Source organism: Reyranella sp. (genome assembly GCF_965279465.1).
Taxonomy (GTDB): domain Bacteria; phylum Pseudomonadota; class Alphaproteobacteria; order Reyranellales; family Reyranellaceae; genus Reyranella.
In genome coordinates this window covers 399,570-414,586 of record NZ_OZ257242.1, presented here as the reverse complement: position 1 = coordinate 414,586, position 15,017 = coordinate 399,570, and the positions used below count along the sequence as shown (strand labels likewise).

The following is a 15,017-nucleotide window of genomic DNA, read 5'->3' as shown; positions in this document are numbered from 1 at the left end:
TATGGAACTCACCGCCCCCATGCGGAAGCGGATGCCGGTCACGACCTTGACCGACCCGAAGATCCTCGGTCCCGCGGTCATCGACGCCCTGAAGAAGCTCGATCCCCGGGTGATGATCAGGAACCCCGTGATGTTCACGGTCGAGGTCGTGGCCACGTTGACCACGGTCCTGTTCGTCCGTGACCTCGTCACCGGCCAGGGTGGGCTGGGCTTCTCCTTCCAGATCAACCTCTGGCTCTGGTTCACGGTGCTGTTCGCGAACTTCGCCGAGGCCGTCGCCGAAGGGCGCGGCAAGGCCCAGGCCGCAACCCTGCGCAAGGCGCGGACCGAAACCGTCGCCAAGCGGCTCGCCGATCCCACTGGGACAAAGTGGACCGAAGTGCCGGCGACCAGGCTCAAGAAGGGCGACGTCGTCCTGGTCGAGGCGGGGGACCTCATTCCGTCCGACGGCGAGGCGATCGAGGGCGTCGCCTCGGTCAACGAAGCTGCCATCACCGGCGAGTCTGCGCCGGTGATCCGCGAGAGCGGAGGTGATCGCTCGGCGGTGACCGGCGGAACGCAGGTGATCTCGGACTGGATCAAGGTCCGCATTACAGCCGAGCCGGGCTCGACCTTTCTCGACCGCATGATCGCGCTCGTCGAAGGCGCGGAACGGCAGAAGACGCCGAACGAAATCGCGCTCAACATCCTGCTGGCGGGCATGACGATCATCTTCGTCTTTTCGGTGGCCACCATCCCGAGCTTCGCCGCCTATGCCGGCGGCACGATGAGCGTGCTGGTCCTCGTGGCGTTGTTCGTAACGCTGATCCCGACGACGATCGGCGCTCTTCTCTCCGCCATCGGCATCGCCGGCATGGACCGGCTGGTCCGCTTCAACGTGCTCGCCATGTCCGGCCGCGCCGTCGAGGCAGCCGGCGACGTCGATACTCTGCTGCTCGACAAGACCGGCACCATCACCCTCGGCAACCGGCAGGCGACCGAGTTCATGCCGGTCCACGGCGTCGGCGAACGCGACCTGGCCGATGCGGCCCAGCTCGCCTCACTGTCGGACGAGACGCCGGAAGGCCGCTCGATCGTCGTGCTGGCCAAGGAGAAGTACAATATCCGCGGCCGGGAGATGGCGCCGCTGCATGCCAGGTTCATCGCCTTCTCGGCGCATACGCGGCTGAGCGGCATCGATGTCGACGGCGCGTCGATCCGCAAGGGCGCGGTCGATGCGGTGATCGCCGACGTCAAGGCGCGGGCCGGCGACGTGTCGCAGGCCGTCGAGCGCGAAGTCGTCGCTCTCTCCGACAAGATCGCCAAGGCTGGCGGCACGCCGCTCGCCGTCTCGAAGGATGGACGGCTGCTGGGCGTCATCCACCTCAAGGACATCGTCAAGGGAGGCATTCGCGAACGCTTTGCGACCCTGCGCAGGATGGGCATCCGCACGGTGATGATCACCGGTGACAATCCGCTGACCGCCGCAGCCATTGCCGCCGAAGCGGGCGTGGACGATTTCCTCGCCCAGGCGACGCCCGAAGCCAAGCTCAAGCTGATCCGCGACGAGCAGGCCCAGGGCAAGCTGGTGGCGATGTGCGGCGACGGCACCAACGATGCACCGGCCCTCGCCCAGGCCGATGTCGGCGTGGCGATGAATACCGGCACCATGGCCGCACGCGAGGCGGGCAACATGGTCGACCTCGACAGCGACCCGGCCAAGCTCATCGAAATCGTCGAGATCGGCAAGCAGCTGCTGATGACCCGCGGTGCGCTGACCACCTTCTCGATCGCCAACGACGTTGCGAAGTACTTCGCCATCATCCCGGCGATGTTTCTCGCCTTCTATCCGCAACTTCAGGCGCTGAACGTCATGCAATTGCATACGCCGCAGAGCGCCATCCTGTCGGCAATCATCTTCAATGCGCTGGTGATCGTCGCCCTGATCCCGCTCGCCCTGCGTGGCGTGCAGTACCGTCCCGTGGGCGCGTCGCAGGCTTTGATTCGCAACCTTCTGATCTACGGCCTGGGCGGCGTGATCGTGCCATTCGTCGGCATCAAGCTGATCGACGTGGCGATCACCGCCATCGGCCTCGCGTGAGGACACAGCCATGTTGAAAGAGCTTCGCCCTGCCATCGTGATGATGGTGCTCCTGACCGTCTTGACGGGCCTCGTCTATCCGCTCGCCATGACGGGCATCGCCCAGGCGGTCTTTCCCCACCAGGCCAACGGCAGCCTGATCGAGAAGGACGGCAAGGTGATCGGATCCGAGCTGATCGGACAGAACTTCACCGGGCCGGGCTATTTCCACGGCCGTCCGTCGGCCACTACCGGCCCCGATCCGAAGGATCCGTCCAAGAGCGTCTCGGCGCCCTACAACGCCGCCAATTCGGCGGGCAGCAATGCCGGTCCGACGGCCAAGTCGCTGATCGAGCGCGTGCAGGAGGACGTGAAGACCCTCAAGGAGGAGAACCCCAACGCTCCTGTGCCGATCGACCTCGTCACCACGTCGGCCAGCGGACTCGATCCGGACATCTCGCCGGCCGCGGCCCTGTTCCAGGTGCCGCGCGTTGCCAAGGAACGCGGCCTGCCGGAAGCGCGGGTGCGCGAGCTGGTCGCCCAGCACACGAAAGGGCGCTTCCTCGGCGTGATCGGCGAGCCGACAGTTCGCGTGCTGGCGCTCAACATGGCGCTCGACGCTCTGGCCAAGCAGTGACAGATTCAGGCCCTCATGGCCGCCGGGGTTCCTGACGACACGCGCCCGTCGCCCGACGCCTTGCTGAAGGCGGCGCAGCGCGAAGCGCGCGGCAAGTTCAAGATCTTCTTCGGCGCCGCCCCCGGTGTCGGCAAGACCTACGGCATGCTGGTCGCCGCCCGTCGCCGTAAGGCCGAGGGCGTCGACGTCGTCGTCGGCGTGGTCGAGACGCACGGCCGCGCCGAGACCGAGGCCCAGCTCGCCGGGCTCGAAGTCGTCCCGCGCCGTCGGGTCGACTACAAGGGCCGCGTGCTCGAGGAGATGGACCTCGACGCCATCCTGGCGCGGCGGCCCGCGCTCGTGCTGGTCGACGAGCTCGCCCACAGCAACGCGCCGGGCAGCCATCATCCCAAGCGCTATCTCGATGTCCAGGACCTGCTGGCGGCCGGCATCGACGTCTATTCGACCATGAACGTCCAGCATGTCGAGAGCCTGAACGACGTGGTGGCCCGCATCACCCGCATCCGCGTGCGCGAGACGGTGCCCGATTCGGTGGTCGACGCTGCCGACGAGGTCGAGCTGGTGGACCTGACGCCGGCGGACCTGATCGCCCGGCTGGGTGAGGGCAAGGTCTATGTCCACGAGCATGCCCAGCGCGCGCTGAAGCACTATTTCTCTCCTGGCAACCTGACGGCGCTGCGCGAGCTGGCGCTTCGGCGCACCGCCGAGCGCGTCGACGACCAGATGCTGAGCTATATGCGCGAGCATGCCATCACCGGGCCGTGGGGTGCGGGCGAGCGCGTGGTGGTGTGCGTCGATCCGGGGCCGGATGCGGCCAACACGGTGCGCGCCGCCAAGCGCACGGCCGACGGTCTCGACGCCGAGCTGATTGCACTCTACGTCGAAACCGCCCGTCATGCCCTGCTGACAGAGACCGAGCAGGCGCGGCTCGCCGAGGCGCTGCGGCTGGCCGAGCAGCTCGGCGCCGAGGTGGTGCGCGTCCCCGGACGCTCGGTCGTAGAGGAAGTGCTGGCCTTTGCCCGCTCGCGCAATGCCACGCGCGTGGTGGTAGGCAAGTCCCGCCGCTCGCGCTGGTTCGAGCTGCGGCACGGCTCGGTGGTCGACGATCTCGTGCGCAGCGGATCGGGCCTGGCCGTGGAAGTGGCGCCGTCCGGCGACAAGGCTGAGCCGTCCAGTCCAATAGACTGGCTGCTCGGCGCGCCGCGCACCATCGGCCCCTACTTCGAGGGCGTCCTGACCACTGCCGGCGCGACAGCGGCGGGTGTTGCGGTCAACGCCTATATCGACCCGCTGCCCAATATCTCGCTGGTCTACGTCGTGCCCGTCATGGTCGCCGCTGCGCGCCACGGGTTGGTTCCCTCGCTGTGGGTCTCCGGCCTGTCGGTCCTCAGCTTCAATTTCTTCTTCCTTCCGCCGCTCTACCAATTCACCATCGCCGATCCGGCAAACATCGTGGCGCTGTTCTTCCTCATGTTCGTGGCGGTCGTCGCGAGCGCGCTGGGCACGCGCACCCGCGCCCAGACCGAGGCCGCCCGGCGCGAGGCGCGCACCACCGCCGAGCTCTATGCCTTCAGCCGCAAGATCGCGGGCGTGATAGACCTCGACGACCTGCTCTGGATCGTGGTGACCCATCTTGCTCGGCTGATGAGCGCGGAGATCGCTATCTTGATGCCGGAGAAGAGCCCGTCGGAGACCGGCAAGCTGGTGCTGCGTGCCGCTTTCCCGCCCGACAGCGATTTCAGCGAGGCTGACCTCGCCGCCGCGCGCTGGTCGTGGGACGCCGAGCGTCCGACCGGGCGCGGCACCGACACCTTGCCCGGCGGGCGCTGGCTGTTCATGCCGATCCGCACCAGCCGCTCGTCGATCGGCGTGATCGGGGTGCTCTCCACGGGCGAGGCGGGCGAAATCTCCTCATCCGCCCGCCGCCTGCTCGAGGCGGTGGGCAATCAGACCGCCGTGGCGATCGAGCGGGTGGCGCTCGCCGCCGACATCGACCAGGCGCGGCTCGGCGCCGAGCGCGAGCGGCTGCGCTCGTCCATGTTGACCTCGGTGTCGCACGACCTGCGCACGCCGCTCGCGTCGATCATCGGCGCCCTGTCGAGCCTCCGGAGCTATCGCGACCGCTACGACGACATCACGCGCGAGGAGCTGCTGGGCACCGCACTCAGCGAGGCCGAGCGGCTCGACCGCTTCGTCGGCAACCTGCTCGACATGACGCGGCTCGATGCCGGCGTGATCGTGCCCAAGCGCGAGCCGGTCGAGGTCGGCGACCTGATCTCGACCACGTTGCGCCGCGCCGCGCCCGTCCTGAAGGATCGGGTCGTCGTCCCGACCTTGGCACCCGACCTGCCGACCCTGTCGCTCGACTTCGTGCTGGCCGAGCAGGCGCTGTTCAACATCCTCGACAATGCCGCGAAATACTCGGCGTCGGGTGGCCGCATCGAAGTCGAAGGTCGCCGCGCCGATGGTGGAATGAAAGGGGGGCGGGTCGAGATCGTGGTGCGCGACGACGGCCCGGGCATCGATCCTGCCGCGCTCGACCGGCTGTTCGACAAGTTCTATCGCGCCGACGACGGCGACCGCCGCCGGGCGGGCACAGGACTGGGGCTCGCCATCGCCAGGGGCTTCGTCGAGGTCCAGGGCGGGACCATCGCCGCGCGCAATCGCCGGGATCGCAGCGGAGCCGAATTCGTGGTCAGTTACCCGACATGACCGGAGACGCTGCCGTCATCCTGATCGTCGAGGACGAACCGCCGATCCGCCGCCTGCTGCGCATGACACTCGGCGCGCAGGATTATCGCACGATCGAGGCGTCGACCGGTGCCGAGGCGCTGACGGCGCTGCGCCATCACCGGCCCGACCTCGTGCTGCTCGACCTCGGCCTGCCCGATGTCGACGGATTGACGCTGATCGCAAGGATTCGCGACGCGGGGCCGGTGCCGATCGTCGTCCTGTCGAGCCGCGGCGACGAGGCGGCCAAGGTCGCGGCGCTCGATGCCGGCGCCGACGACTACGTCACCAAGCCGTTCGGTGCCGACGAGCTGATGGCGCGCATCCGCGCTGCACTTCGCCACCGGTTGCAGCAGCAGGGGGCGGACCGCACCTTCACCAGCGACGATCTCAGCGTCGACCTGGTGCGCCGCCTGGTGAAGCGCGGGACCGACGACGTGAAGCTCTCGCCCAAGGAATACGACATCCTCGAGCAGCTCGTGATCCACGCCGGCAAGGTGCTGACCCACAAGCACCTGCTGCGTGAGGTCTGGCGCGATGAGTCGGTCGATCCGCAGTATCTGCGTGTCTATGTCCGCCAGCTGCGCCAGAAGATCGAAGCGGAGCCTTCCACACCTCGGCACGTGCTCACCGAGCCCGGCATTGGCTATCGGCTGGTATAGATATCCTCTTTTGGACCGCGCGCCTCCTGGGCGCTCATGCTCATAAGCGAGCTGGAATCTCTCGGTCCAATGAACATGACGGAACGTAGTCTAGAATAGCCGGTGCATCAGGTCTCGGACCGTCGCGGCACTGCCGTGGAAATACTCGAAGATCAGGATTCGGCCGGCGATGACGGTCGCGACAGCGATGGCGACACCGAGCAGCATGGTCGCGATGGCGCGTGCTTGACGGGCGCTATGCATCTAGGCCGCCATCGCCAGGACGGAGCGCGGGGGCGAGCATCACGCGACGCGCGACGTGACAGAACGACACGCGCGTTTGATGCGGTCCACGGCCTCATAGATGGATGGAGGTACCGCTTCCATCGAAGCCTCCTTTTGAACCACGAACGCAGCCGAAGTAGAGGCGGCAACGCAGCTTGGCCGGCTCAGCAGGCACGCGGGGCCCGTCCAAGAGCTGCGGAGCGCGCTGGCTTTCCTTGGCGACCGATGCCGGTTCGCTCAGCAGAAGCGCGAAAGCGAGGATCGCGGCCTGCGCCGCCAAAGTCGCTTGCATCATCGATCGGCCTCCTTGTCGGGCCGATCACGTAGGCGCCGAGGCCGTAGGATTTCGAGAGGGTGGAAGGCTCACCGGCATAGGCACGCCATAGGGAAGCCGCTACGCTCCGGCCTCCACCACGGAGGAAAAGATGGCAGAGAGCGAGAACTACAAGAAGGGCACCGAGATCCGCAGCAAGCTGATGGGCGAGAAGTACGCCGCGAAGATGAATGCGACGGTCTACGACGATCCGATCATGAAGAAGTTCGGCGACTACGCGCGTGAAGCCGTGTTCGGCATGCTGTGGTCGCGGCCGGGCCTCGACCTCAAGACCAGGACGCTGATCTGCGTCATCTCCGACACTGCCCAGGCGCGTTGGCCGGAGCTGGTGATCCATCTGCGCATGGCGCGCAACCAGGGCTGGACGGAGGATGAATTGACGGAGGCGCTGCTTCATCTTGGCGGCTATATCGGCGTGCCGTCGGTGCGCGAGGCGCTGCTGACGGCGAAGGAAGTGTTCCACGAGATGAACAGCGAGAAGTGATCGTCACCCTGGGCGGCGTCGCCCGGGCCGACGTGGGGAGACAAGTCGAGTGATGCTCATGACAGTCAGCGATCTGCCGTTGCGGCGGATCGCCCGCGGCAAGGTGCGGGACGTGTACGAGGTGGAGGACGACCGGCTGCTGCTGGTCGCGACCGACCGGGTCAGCGCCTACGACGTGGTCATGGCCGAGCCGATCCCGATGAAGGGCGCGGTGCTGACGCAGGTCAGCGCCTGGTGGTTCCGCCAGCTCGGCGGCCTGGTGAAGCACCACATGATCTCGGCCGACGCCGACGGGATCATCGCCGCGGTGCCAGCGCTGAAGGATCATCGCGAGGCGATCGTCGGACGCGCCATGCTGTGCAGGCGCGGCACGGTGTTCCCGATCGAATGCGTGATCCGCGGCTATCTCTCGGGCTCGGCATGGCGCGAGTATGCTGCGAGCAGGACGCTGGCCGGCGAGCCGATGCCGGACGGCCTGAGCGAAAGCGTGCGGCTCGACATGCCGATCTTCAGCCCGGCGACCAAGGCCGAGAGCGGCCATGACGAGAACATCACCGTCGGGCGTATGCGCGAGATCCTGGGTGCCGAGGTGACGGCGGAGCTGGAGCGCCTGACCCGGCTCGTCTACGGCAAGGGCCGCGACGTCGCCGCGGCGCACGGCATCATCATCGCCGACACCAAGTTCGAGTTCGGGCGCGCCAAGGACGGCGAGATCATCCTGATCGACGAGGTGATGACTCCCGACAGCTCGCGCTTCTGGCCGGCCGACGGCTATCAACCCGGCAAGCCGCAGCCCAGCTTCGACAAGCAGCCGCTGCGCGACTGGCTCGATGTCGAGCGCCACGCGGGCCGCTGGAACGGCGACGCGCCGCCGCCGACGCTGCCGCCCGACGTCGTGGAGGCGACGAGCAAGCGCTACCTCGAAGCGTACCGGCGCCTGACGGGCGACGCCCTCTCTGTGTAGTCATTGGACCACGCGCATCCTACGCGCTCGTGTTCCTGAGCGCGCAGGATGCGCGCGGTCGAATGACGATCAGCGCGGCGGGAGGGTGACGCCCACACCGCGCAGGCGCCGCTCCAGGAAGGGGATGGCTCTGTCGTAGCGGCCTCTGTTGCAATCGGTGATCGCTCCGAGCACGTTGAGGTCGGGAGCCGAGCCGCCGTCTCCGCCGGCTGAGCGAACGAAGCGCAAGGCGAGGGCGCCCAGCTTGTCGCAGTAAGCCTTGTCGTCGCTCTGCGCCGTTGCGCCGGCGGGAGGTGCCGCAGCCGGCGCGCTGGCGGGAACAGCCGCGACCGGCGGGGTGCCTGTGTCCGTTGGCTTGCCGCTGCAGGCTGCCAGGCCGACTGGAAGCGCCGCAACTAGCGCGAGGACCAAGTATCGCTTCATCGTCGTCCTCTCGTGGTGGCAGCCTGAACCTGGCGTCCCGCAGCTTCGTTTCCAGAATCGGAATGCCCGCCGCCGTGTCGCCATGGTCGCGGCGGTCGTTGATTCGCTTGCCGACATGCCTGACGAGCTGCGCGCAGCAAGCGGCGTCCTCGCTCCGAGCGAAGGCGGACAGGGGCAGGATGATGTTTGTTGCAACGAGCAGAGCAGGTGTCGGATGAGGCGCATCATCTCCCAATCGGACAGCGGCGTCACTGCCTCGGCCGCGGTGGCACGGTGATGTCGGCACTGCGCAGCCTACTTTCGAGCGTCGCGATCCCGGCCGCGCTGTTGCCGCGCTTGCACTGTTCTATTGCCACGATCATGTCGGGATCGGGCTTGCTCTCGCCATTGATCTGCCGGCCGCGATACTTTACGGCGAGGTCGTACAGCGTCGTGCAGTAGGCAAGCTCGCCGGGCTGCGCGCGAACATCGGTCGGCGCCAGCAAAGGACATCCAAGCAGCAGCCACGGCGCAATTCTCATGGAGCCCGAAACCTACGCCGGCGGCATGACAATTGCACCGCGTACAGTAGTAGATTGGCCGGCAATCACGGTGTTTTGAAACGGGAAGGAAACGTCATGGGAGCCGTCAATCGTTTGAGCCTTGCGCTCGTCGCCACCGGCCTTTTCGCATTCGAGGCTGCGGGGCAGCCGATGACGGCGGTCACTCAGCTCGGCTGGCTGCGCAACGGCGAATACGCGCCGATCATGATGGCCGAGGCCAAGGGCTTCTTCAAAGAAGAGGGCATAGACCACAAGATCGTCGACGGCGGTCCGGGCAAGAATCCGATCCCCATCGTCGCCGTCGGCCAGGCGCAGTTCGGGCTGGCGACCAACGGCATGACGGTGGTGACGGCGCGGCTCGCCAAGGATCCGGTCGATGTCGTGGCGGTCGGTACGTTGTTCCAGCAGGCGCCGACCTCCTATCTCACCATCACCGCGCCCGACGCGCCGCCGGCCAAGCCCAAGGACATGGAAGGCAAGACCGTCGGCACGCAGGTCGGAACCGAGTTCCTGTTCAACGCCTTCGCCAGGAAGAGCGGCATCGATGCCTCGAAGGTAAAGGTGGTGACGGCGCAGGCGACGGTCGAGCCGCTGATGGCCGGCAAGATGGATTTCTTCCTGGGCTGGATCGTGAATCAGACCTATGCCATCGAGCAGGAAGCTGCCAAGCCAGACGCGCCGCCGACCGTGAAGGGCAAGGCGTGGCGCGCCGTGCGGCTCAGCGAATGGGGCGTACGCACCTACACCGACGTGATCTTCACGTCGGGCGACACGCTGAAGAAGAATCCCGATCTGGTAAAGCGCTACCTGCGCGCGGTCCAGAAGGGCATGCAATACGTCATCGACCATCCCGACGAATCGGTGGAAATCCTCACCAAGTTCCCAGGCCAGGTCGAGGACGCCAAGAAGCTCGCCTGGCGCTTCAAGCTGCAAAACCCGCTGTTCCAGAGCGATTATTCGAAGAAGAACGGCCCGCTCACCATGGACCCCGAAGTGTGGTCGGAGATGATCGGCTTCCTGAAGGATGGAGAGCAGATTCCGAAGACCATCCCGGTCGCGGAAGTCATGACCAACGAGTACTTCACGAAGAAGTAGACGAAACAGATGCTGCCAGCCTCTCCTTACGCTTCCCTCGCCCGCTTGCGGGGGAGGTGTCGGCGTCTCACGCCGACGGAGGGGGCGTGACGCACGATCTTCGTTGCTCTCCCCCTCCGTCGCGGATTACCGCGCCACCTCGCCCGCGAAGCGGGGGAGGGAAGGAAATCGCTGTTCGAGCGAAGCTCTGATGGCCTCGCCGATTTCAGTCCGCGGCGTCTCGCGCCGCTTCGGCGAGACCTGGGCGCTGCAGCAGGTGGATCTCGAGATCGCGGCGGGCGAGTTCATCGCGCTGGTCGGGCCGTCGGGTTGCGGCAAGACCACGCTGCTGCGCATCGTCGCCGATCTCGTCGAGCCGTCGAGCGGCGAGGTGCGGATAGGCGCGGACACGGCGGCCGAGGCGCGGCGCAAGCGGCTCCTCGGGCTGGTCTCGCAGCGCCCGGCGGTGCTGCCGTGGAAGCGGGCGATCGACGATGTCCGCTTCACCCAAAAGATCGCCGGCAAAATCGGCTTCGATCCCGCCACGGTGCTGCGCGAGTTCGGGCTGGAAGGTCACGAAAACAAGCGCGCCCGCCAGCTCTCGGGCGGCATGCTGCAGCGGGTCAACATCGCCTCGGCGATGGCGCACGATCCCTCGGTGCTGCTGATGGACGAGCCGTTCGCCGCGCTCGACGAAATGAAGCGCGAGGAGATCGGCGAGTGGTTCGATCGCGAGCTGGCGCTCCGGCCCAAGACCGTGCTGTTCGTCACCCACCATATCGATGAGGCGGTGATGCTGGCGGACCGGCTGCTGGTGTTCTCGCCTGCGCCAGGCCGCGTTATGGAGATCGTGCCGGTGCCTGTGCCGCGCCCGCGTGAGCCCGGCTTCCGACAGGACCCGCGCTTTGTCACGATCGCCGGCCACGTGCGTCAACTCCTGATGCAGCGGACTCCGCAAGCGGCATGACCTGGGGCATGAGCTGGATCGTTCGCGTGGCGACGCCGATCCTGTCGGTGCTGCTGCTCTGGTACCTCGCGATCTGGTTCTCGGGGCTGCCGGCCTTCGTCATCCCGCGCCCGGAACGCGTCATCGAGGTGCTTTGGGTAGACCGCGCCTTCATCTTCGAGCATCTGCTGGCGACCCTGCAGGTCGCGGCGATCGGCTTCCTGTGGGCCAACGTCGTCGGCATCGGCATGGCCGTGCTGTTCGACCTGCTGCCGCCGACGCGCCATATGCTGATGCCGGCGGCGATTACCCTGCGCAACGTTCCCTACATCGCCCTGATCTCGGTGCTGATGCTGGCGTTCGGCGATTCGCTCCTGAGCAAGACCACCATCGTGGCCCTGGCCGGGTTCTTCCCGGTGCTGGTCAACACCATGCAGGGACTGCGCGCGGCCGACGAGGTGCAGCTCGACCGGATGCGCATCCTGAATGCGAGCTGGTGGCAGACCTTCAGCCGGGTCCGGCTGCCTTACGCTATTCCGGCGATCGTGTCGGCGCAGGAGATTACCGGCTCGGGGTCGATCATCGTGGCGATCGCGGCCGAATGGATGATCTCCTCGACCGGGCTGGGCTATGTGATCAATAACGCCATGCAGAATTACCGTGGGGACAAGGTCTATGCCGTGGCCCTGCTCGCGACGGCGTTGTCTTTTCTGATATATAGTTTCGTTCATTGGCTGGGGCGGCGGCTCGATTGGCGGGCCGGCGACCCGCGACGCTAACCCCTAGAGACGCGAACCGCACGGAGGCGACCATGGCAGCAGGACTCTCGGCCCAGGCCCAGGCGATGCCGGCCGGCATCCCGCTGGTCGATATCGGCGCCCTCTACGGCGACGATCCGGCCGCAAAGAAGGCGGTGGCCGCGAAGATCGGCGCGGCCTGCGACGATATCGGCTTCTTCTATGCCGTTAACCACAACGTCTCGACCGACGTGATCGACCGTGCGCTGGCCGCCGTCGACCGGTTCTTCTCGCTTCCGACAGAGGAGAAGCTCAAGGTCGAGTGCGACCGCAACAACCGCGGTTATCGCAAGGTCGGCGACACGGTCCATGCCAATGGCAAGGCGAGCGCCCGCGACAGCTTCGATCTGGGTTTCCCGGTGACGGAGGACGATCCCGAGGTGAAGGCGGGCACGCCGCTTTACGCTCCGAACAACTGGCCCGACACGCCGGGCTTCCGGGAGGCGGTAGAGACCTACTACGGCGAAACCTACAAGCTCGGCATGAAGATCCTGGAGGGTTTCGCGATCTATCTCGGCAAGCCCGAGGACTTCTTCACCCGCCACTTCACCAAGCCGGTCGCGGACATGGTGATCAACCACTATCTCGGCGCCAGGGGCCTGCACATCTCCGATCAGGCGTCGGGGCCGCACACCGACCACGGCATCGTCACCATCCTGTGGCAGGACATGCTCGGGGGGCTCGAGGTGATGGGGAAGGACGGGGAGTGGATGGGCGTGACGCCGCTGCGCGGCAGCTACGTCATCAACATCGGCGAGCTGATGAAGCGCTGGACCAACGGCCGCTTCAAGGCGACGGTCCATCGCGTCGTGCACCTGCAGGACAAGTCGCGCTACTCAATGCCGCTGTTCTGCAATCCCAACTTCCGCACCATGGTCGATCCGCGCGATCTCGGCGTCAGTGACGCCGACGCGAAGTATCCGCCGGTGATGTCGGGCGACTTCCTGATGTCGCGTTTCAAGGCCACCCGCAAGCTGTGGGGCGCCGAGGACAAGGCCGTCGTCTCCAACGACGACAAGCTGATCGAGAAGGCGGTCGATTGATTTTTCCTCCCCGGCTTCGGCCGGGCGGAACGTTCTCAGATCACGTAGATGCGGTCCGGCAGCTCGTCGCGGTTCGCCTCGACTGCCGGAAAGTGTGTCGTCAGCACATTGCCACACCGTTCGATCGCTGCGACGAAACCCTCCGAGATCCTGTCGTCGCGCATATGCGCGATCAGGGCGTCGATGGCGCCCTGCCATTCCGATTGTGCCACACGGGCAGCGATGCCCTCGTCGGCGATGATACGGGCGTAGCGCTCCGCCAGAGAAACGAAGATCAGGATGCCGGCACGATCCTTCTTGCGCGCGATGCCGCGGGCCACGAACTGGTCGGTGGCCGCGCGGTAGGCGGCGGCGCGGCGGGCCGCGCGCGGCATCAGCGCGACCCTGATGGGCGGCAGGCAAAGCAGCATCGCCAGCGCAACGAACGCCGCCGCCTGCAGGAGCAGGATCTCGCGCACTGCAAGAGCGGTGAACGCCACGAGGATCCAGGGCAGGACGAGCGACAGCACGGCGGCGATGAAGATCGGCAGGGCCGTATCCTCCGACGAGGTGCGTGCCAGCACGCAGACGATCTCGCCCGACGTCCGGGCCTCCGTCGCCCGGATTGCATCGGAAATGCGTTCGCGTTCCTGGGCCGAAAGGCTCATCACCATCTCCCCGATGCGCCGCCGCCACCCGACGAGCCGCCACCCCCGGAGAATCCCCCGCCTGACGACCTGCCGCTGCCGGAAGACCAGCCGCCGCCGGACCTGCCGCCGGAATTCATCAGCATGCCCAGCAGGAACCAGCGAAAGCCGGGCGAGACGATGGCCAGTGCCACCACGGCAATCAGCCCGGCGACGAAGAGCCAGGTCGGAATCTGCGGGGCGCTTGGACTGTCCAGGCGCAGCGAGGGCCGCTGCTGCCATTCGGACGAGTCGGTCGTCAGCACCGTGATGATGTCGTCGACGCCGCGCGCAATGCCGCCGCCGAAATCGCCGGCCTTGAAGCGCGGGGTGATGGCGTTCGTGATGATGACCTTGGACAGCGCATCGGTGAGGGTTCCCTCCAGCCCGTAGCCGACCTCTATGCGCACCCGCCGTTCGTTCGGTGCGACCAGCAGCAGGACGCCGTTGTTCTTCGTCTTTTCCCCCAGCTTCCACGTCCGGAAGAGCTCGTTGGCGTAGGGCTCGATCTCCTGGCCCTCGAGCGAGGTCACGGTGGCGACGACGAGCTGGATGCCCGATTTGGCCTCGAGATCCGCCAGCTTCGGCTCGAGCGCGGTGCGCGTCTCGACCGGAATGACGTTCGCCTGGTCGACGATCCGGCCCGTGAGCGCCGGAAAATTGGCGGCGAGGGCGGCAACGCCCAGGCAGAGGAGGACCAGAAAGGCCGCAGCGACGCGCGGCATCAGAACTTCACTTGCGGCGGCGTCTGGGCGTTGTCGTTCGCGGCGAATTCCGCCATCGGCTTGTTCGACCGGAAGAAGGTCGAGGCCCACAGCACGCCGGGGAAGGTCTTGAGCTCGGTGTTGTAGACCCGCACCGCCTCGATGTAGTCGCGCCGCGCCACGGTGATGCGGTTCTCGGTGCCCTCGAGCTGGGATTGCAGGGCGAGGAAGTTCTGGTTCGACTTGAGGTCGGGATAGTTCTCGCTCACCACCAGCAGGCGGCCAAGCGCGCCGGAGAGCTGGTTCTGCGCGTCCTGGAACTGCTTGAGCTTCTCGGGGTCGGAGAGCTGCGAGGCATCGATCCTGACCTGGGTCGCCTTGGCGCGCGCCTCGATCACCGAGGTCAGCACGTCCTTTTCCTGCTTGGCGTAGCCCTGGACGGTGGCGACGAGGTTAGGGATGAGGTCGGCGCGGCGCTGGTAGTTGTTCTGGACGTCGGCCCACTTCGCCTTGGCCTGCTCTTCCAGGGTCGGGATGGTGTTGTAGCCGCAGGAGGAAAGCGCCAGGACGAGGACAAGCGCAGTAATGAACGAACCGACGCGGGATAGGGACTTGGACACGGACGCCTCCATGGGCAAGCCAGTGAAACGCGATTGAAACCGATTGGTTTCCCAACGTCAAAGGCAGGA

Annotated in this window: 17 protein-coding genes; 10 read left to right on the top strand and 7 right to left on the bottom strand. The window is 66.5% G+C overall.

What is annotated here, in order from left to right:
- Positions 1 to 31 precede the first annotated feature (31 nt).
- The 4 genes from kdpB to ACQY8M_RS02000 are packed head-to-tail and all read left to right on the top strand — an operon-like array spanning position 32 to position 6,088.
- Complete coding sequence (kdpB, locus tag ACQY8M_RS02015) at positions 32 to 2,080, top strand: potassium-transporting ATPase subunit KdpB (protein ID WP_428675290.1); 2,049 nt, start codon at positions 32 to 34, stop codon at positions 2,078 to 2,080.
- A 10-nt stretch (positions 2,081 to 2,090) separates the two neighbouring features.
- A complete protein-coding gene (locus tag ACQY8M_RS02010) occupies positions 2,091 to 2,696 on the top strand; it encodes a K(+)-transporting ATPase subunit C (RefSeq protein ID WP_428668814.1) in 606 nt (201 codons plus the stop codon).
- A 15-nt stretch (positions 2,697 to 2,711) separates the two neighbouring features.
- On the top strand, positions 2,712 to 5,408 hold the full coding sequence (locus ACQY8M_RS02005; RefSeq protein ID WP_428668813.1) for a DUF4118 domain-containing protein: 2,697 nt from the start codon (positions 2,712 to 2,714) through the stop codon (positions 5,406 to 5,408).
- Positions 5,405 to 6,088: a response regulator gene (locus ACQY8M_RS02000; protein ID WP_428668812.1), complete on the top strand. Its 684-nt coding sequence runs from the start codon at positions 5,405 to 5,407 to the stop codon at positions 6,086 to 6,088. The genes ACQY8M_RS02005 and ACQY8M_RS02000 overlap by 4 nt, the downstream gene beginning before the upstream one ends.
- Before the next feature lie 90 nt (positions 6,089 to 6,178).
- Here the strand turns inward: ACQY8M_RS02000 and ACQY8M_RS01995 are convergent, their stop codons facing one another.
- Both ACQY8M_RS01995 and ACQY8M_RS01990 read right to left on the bottom strand, forming a co-directional pair.
- Positions 6,179 to 6,331: a hypothetical protein gene (locus ACQY8M_RS01995; protein ID WP_428668811.1), complete on the bottom strand. Its 153-nt coding sequence runs from the start codon at positions 6,329 to 6,331 to the stop codon at positions 6,179 to 6,181.
- Positions 6,332 to 6,425: 94 nt separating this feature from the next.
- A complete protein-coding gene (locus tag ACQY8M_RS01990; RefSeq protein WP_428668810.1) occupies positions 6,426 to 6,647 on the bottom strand; it encodes a hypothetical protein in 222 nt (73 codons plus the stop codon).
- Positions 6,648 to 6,777: 130 nt separating this feature from the next.
- Here ACQY8M_RS01990 and ACQY8M_RS01985 point away from each other — a divergent pair, with 130 nt between their 5' ends.
- Positions 6,778 to 7,170 carry a carboxymuconolactone decarboxylase family protein gene (locus ACQY8M_RS01985; protein ID WP_428668809.1) on the top strand — a complete coding sequence of 131 codons (393 nt, stop codon included), beginning with the start codon at positions 6,778 to 6,780 and terminating at the stop codon, positions 7,168 to 7,170.
- Positions 7,171 to 7,222: 52 nt separating this feature from the next.
- Positions 7,223 to 8,134 carry a phosphoribosylaminoimidazolesuccinocarboxamide synthase gene (locus tag ACQY8M_RS01980; protein WP_428675289.1) on the top strand — a complete coding sequence of 304 codons (912 nt, stop codon included), beginning with the start codon at positions 7,223 to 7,225 and terminating at the stop codon, positions 8,132 to 8,134.
- 69 nt (positions 8,135 to 8,203) lie between these two features.
- Here ACQY8M_RS01980 and ACQY8M_RS01975 read toward each other — a convergent pair whose 3' ends face one another.
- Positions 8,204 to 8,557 carry a hypothetical protein gene (locus ACQY8M_RS01975; RefSeq protein ID WP_428668808.1) on the bottom strand — a complete coding sequence of 118 codons (354 nt, stop codon included), beginning with the start codon at positions 8,555 to 8,557 and terminating at the stop codon, positions 8,204 to 8,206.
- 248 nt (positions 8,558 to 8,805) lie between these two features.
- On the bottom strand, positions 8,806 to 9,078 hold the full coding sequence (locus tag ACQY8M_RS01970) for a hypothetical protein (protein WP_428668807.1): 273 nt from the start codon (positions 9,076 to 9,078) through the stop codon (positions 8,806 to 8,808).
- 96 nt (positions 9,079 to 9,174) lie between these two features.
- Between ACQY8M_RS01970 and ACQY8M_RS01965 the strand changes: the two genes are divergently transcribed.
- From ACQY8M_RS01965 to ACQY8M_RS01950, 4 genes are all read left to right on the top strand, one after another.
- Positions 9,175 to 10,194 carry an ABC transporter substrate-binding protein gene (locus ACQY8M_RS01965; RefSeq protein ID WP_428668806.1) on the top strand — a complete coding sequence of 340 codons (1,020 nt, stop codon included), beginning with the start codon at positions 9,175 to 9,177 and terminating at the stop codon, positions 10,192 to 10,194.
- Positions 10,195 to 10,384: 190 nt separating this feature from the next.
- Positions 10,385 to 11,140 (top strand): ABC transporter ATP-binding protein, encoded by a 756-nt coding sequence (locus ACQY8M_RS01960; RefSeq protein ID WP_428668805.1) that lies wholly within the window; start codon positions 10,385 to 10,387, stop codon positions 11,138 to 11,140.
- A gap of 8 nt (positions 11,141 to 11,148) precedes the next feature.
- Complete coding sequence (locus ACQY8M_RS01955) at positions 11,149 to 11,898, top strand: ABC transporter permease (protein WP_428668804.1); 750 nt, start codon at positions 11,149 to 11,151, stop codon at positions 11,896 to 11,898.
- A 32-nt stretch (positions 11,899 to 11,930) separates the two neighbouring features.
- Entirely contained in the window at positions 11,931 to 12,959 is a 1,029-nt protein-coding gene (locus ACQY8M_RS01950) for an isopenicillin N synthase family dioxygenase (protein WP_428668803.1), read from the top strand.
- Positions 12,960 to 12,994: 35 nt separating this feature from the next.
- On the opposite strand, the gene ACQY8M_RS01945 is transcribed toward ACQY8M_RS01950, so the two are convergent.
- From ACQY8M_RS01945 to ACQY8M_RS01935, 3 genes are read right to left on the bottom strand one after another with little or no spacing between them, the layout of a single operon-like run.
- A complete protein-coding gene (locus ACQY8M_RS01945) occupies positions 12,995 to 13,606 on the bottom strand; it encodes a TPM domain-containing protein (RefSeq protein ID WP_428668802.1) in 612 nt (203 codons plus the stop codon).
- Positions 13,606 to 14,349: a TPM domain-containing protein gene (locus ACQY8M_RS01940; protein ID WP_428668801.1), complete on the bottom strand. Its 744-nt coding sequence runs from the start codon at positions 14,347 to 14,349 to the stop codon at positions 13,606 to 13,608. The genes ACQY8M_RS01945 and ACQY8M_RS01940 overlap by 1 nt, the downstream gene beginning before the upstream one ends.
- The gene (locus ACQY8M_RS01935; RefSeq protein WP_428668800.1) at positions 14,349 to 14,960 is read right to left on the bottom strand and encodes a LemA family protein; all 612 of its coding nucleotides are present in this window, start codon (positions 14,958 to 14,960) and stop codon (positions 14,349 to 14,351) included. Before ACQY8M_RS01935 ends, ACQY8M_RS01940 begins: the two co-directional genes overlap by 1 nt.
- Positions 14,961 to 15,017: the final 57 nt, after the last annotated feature.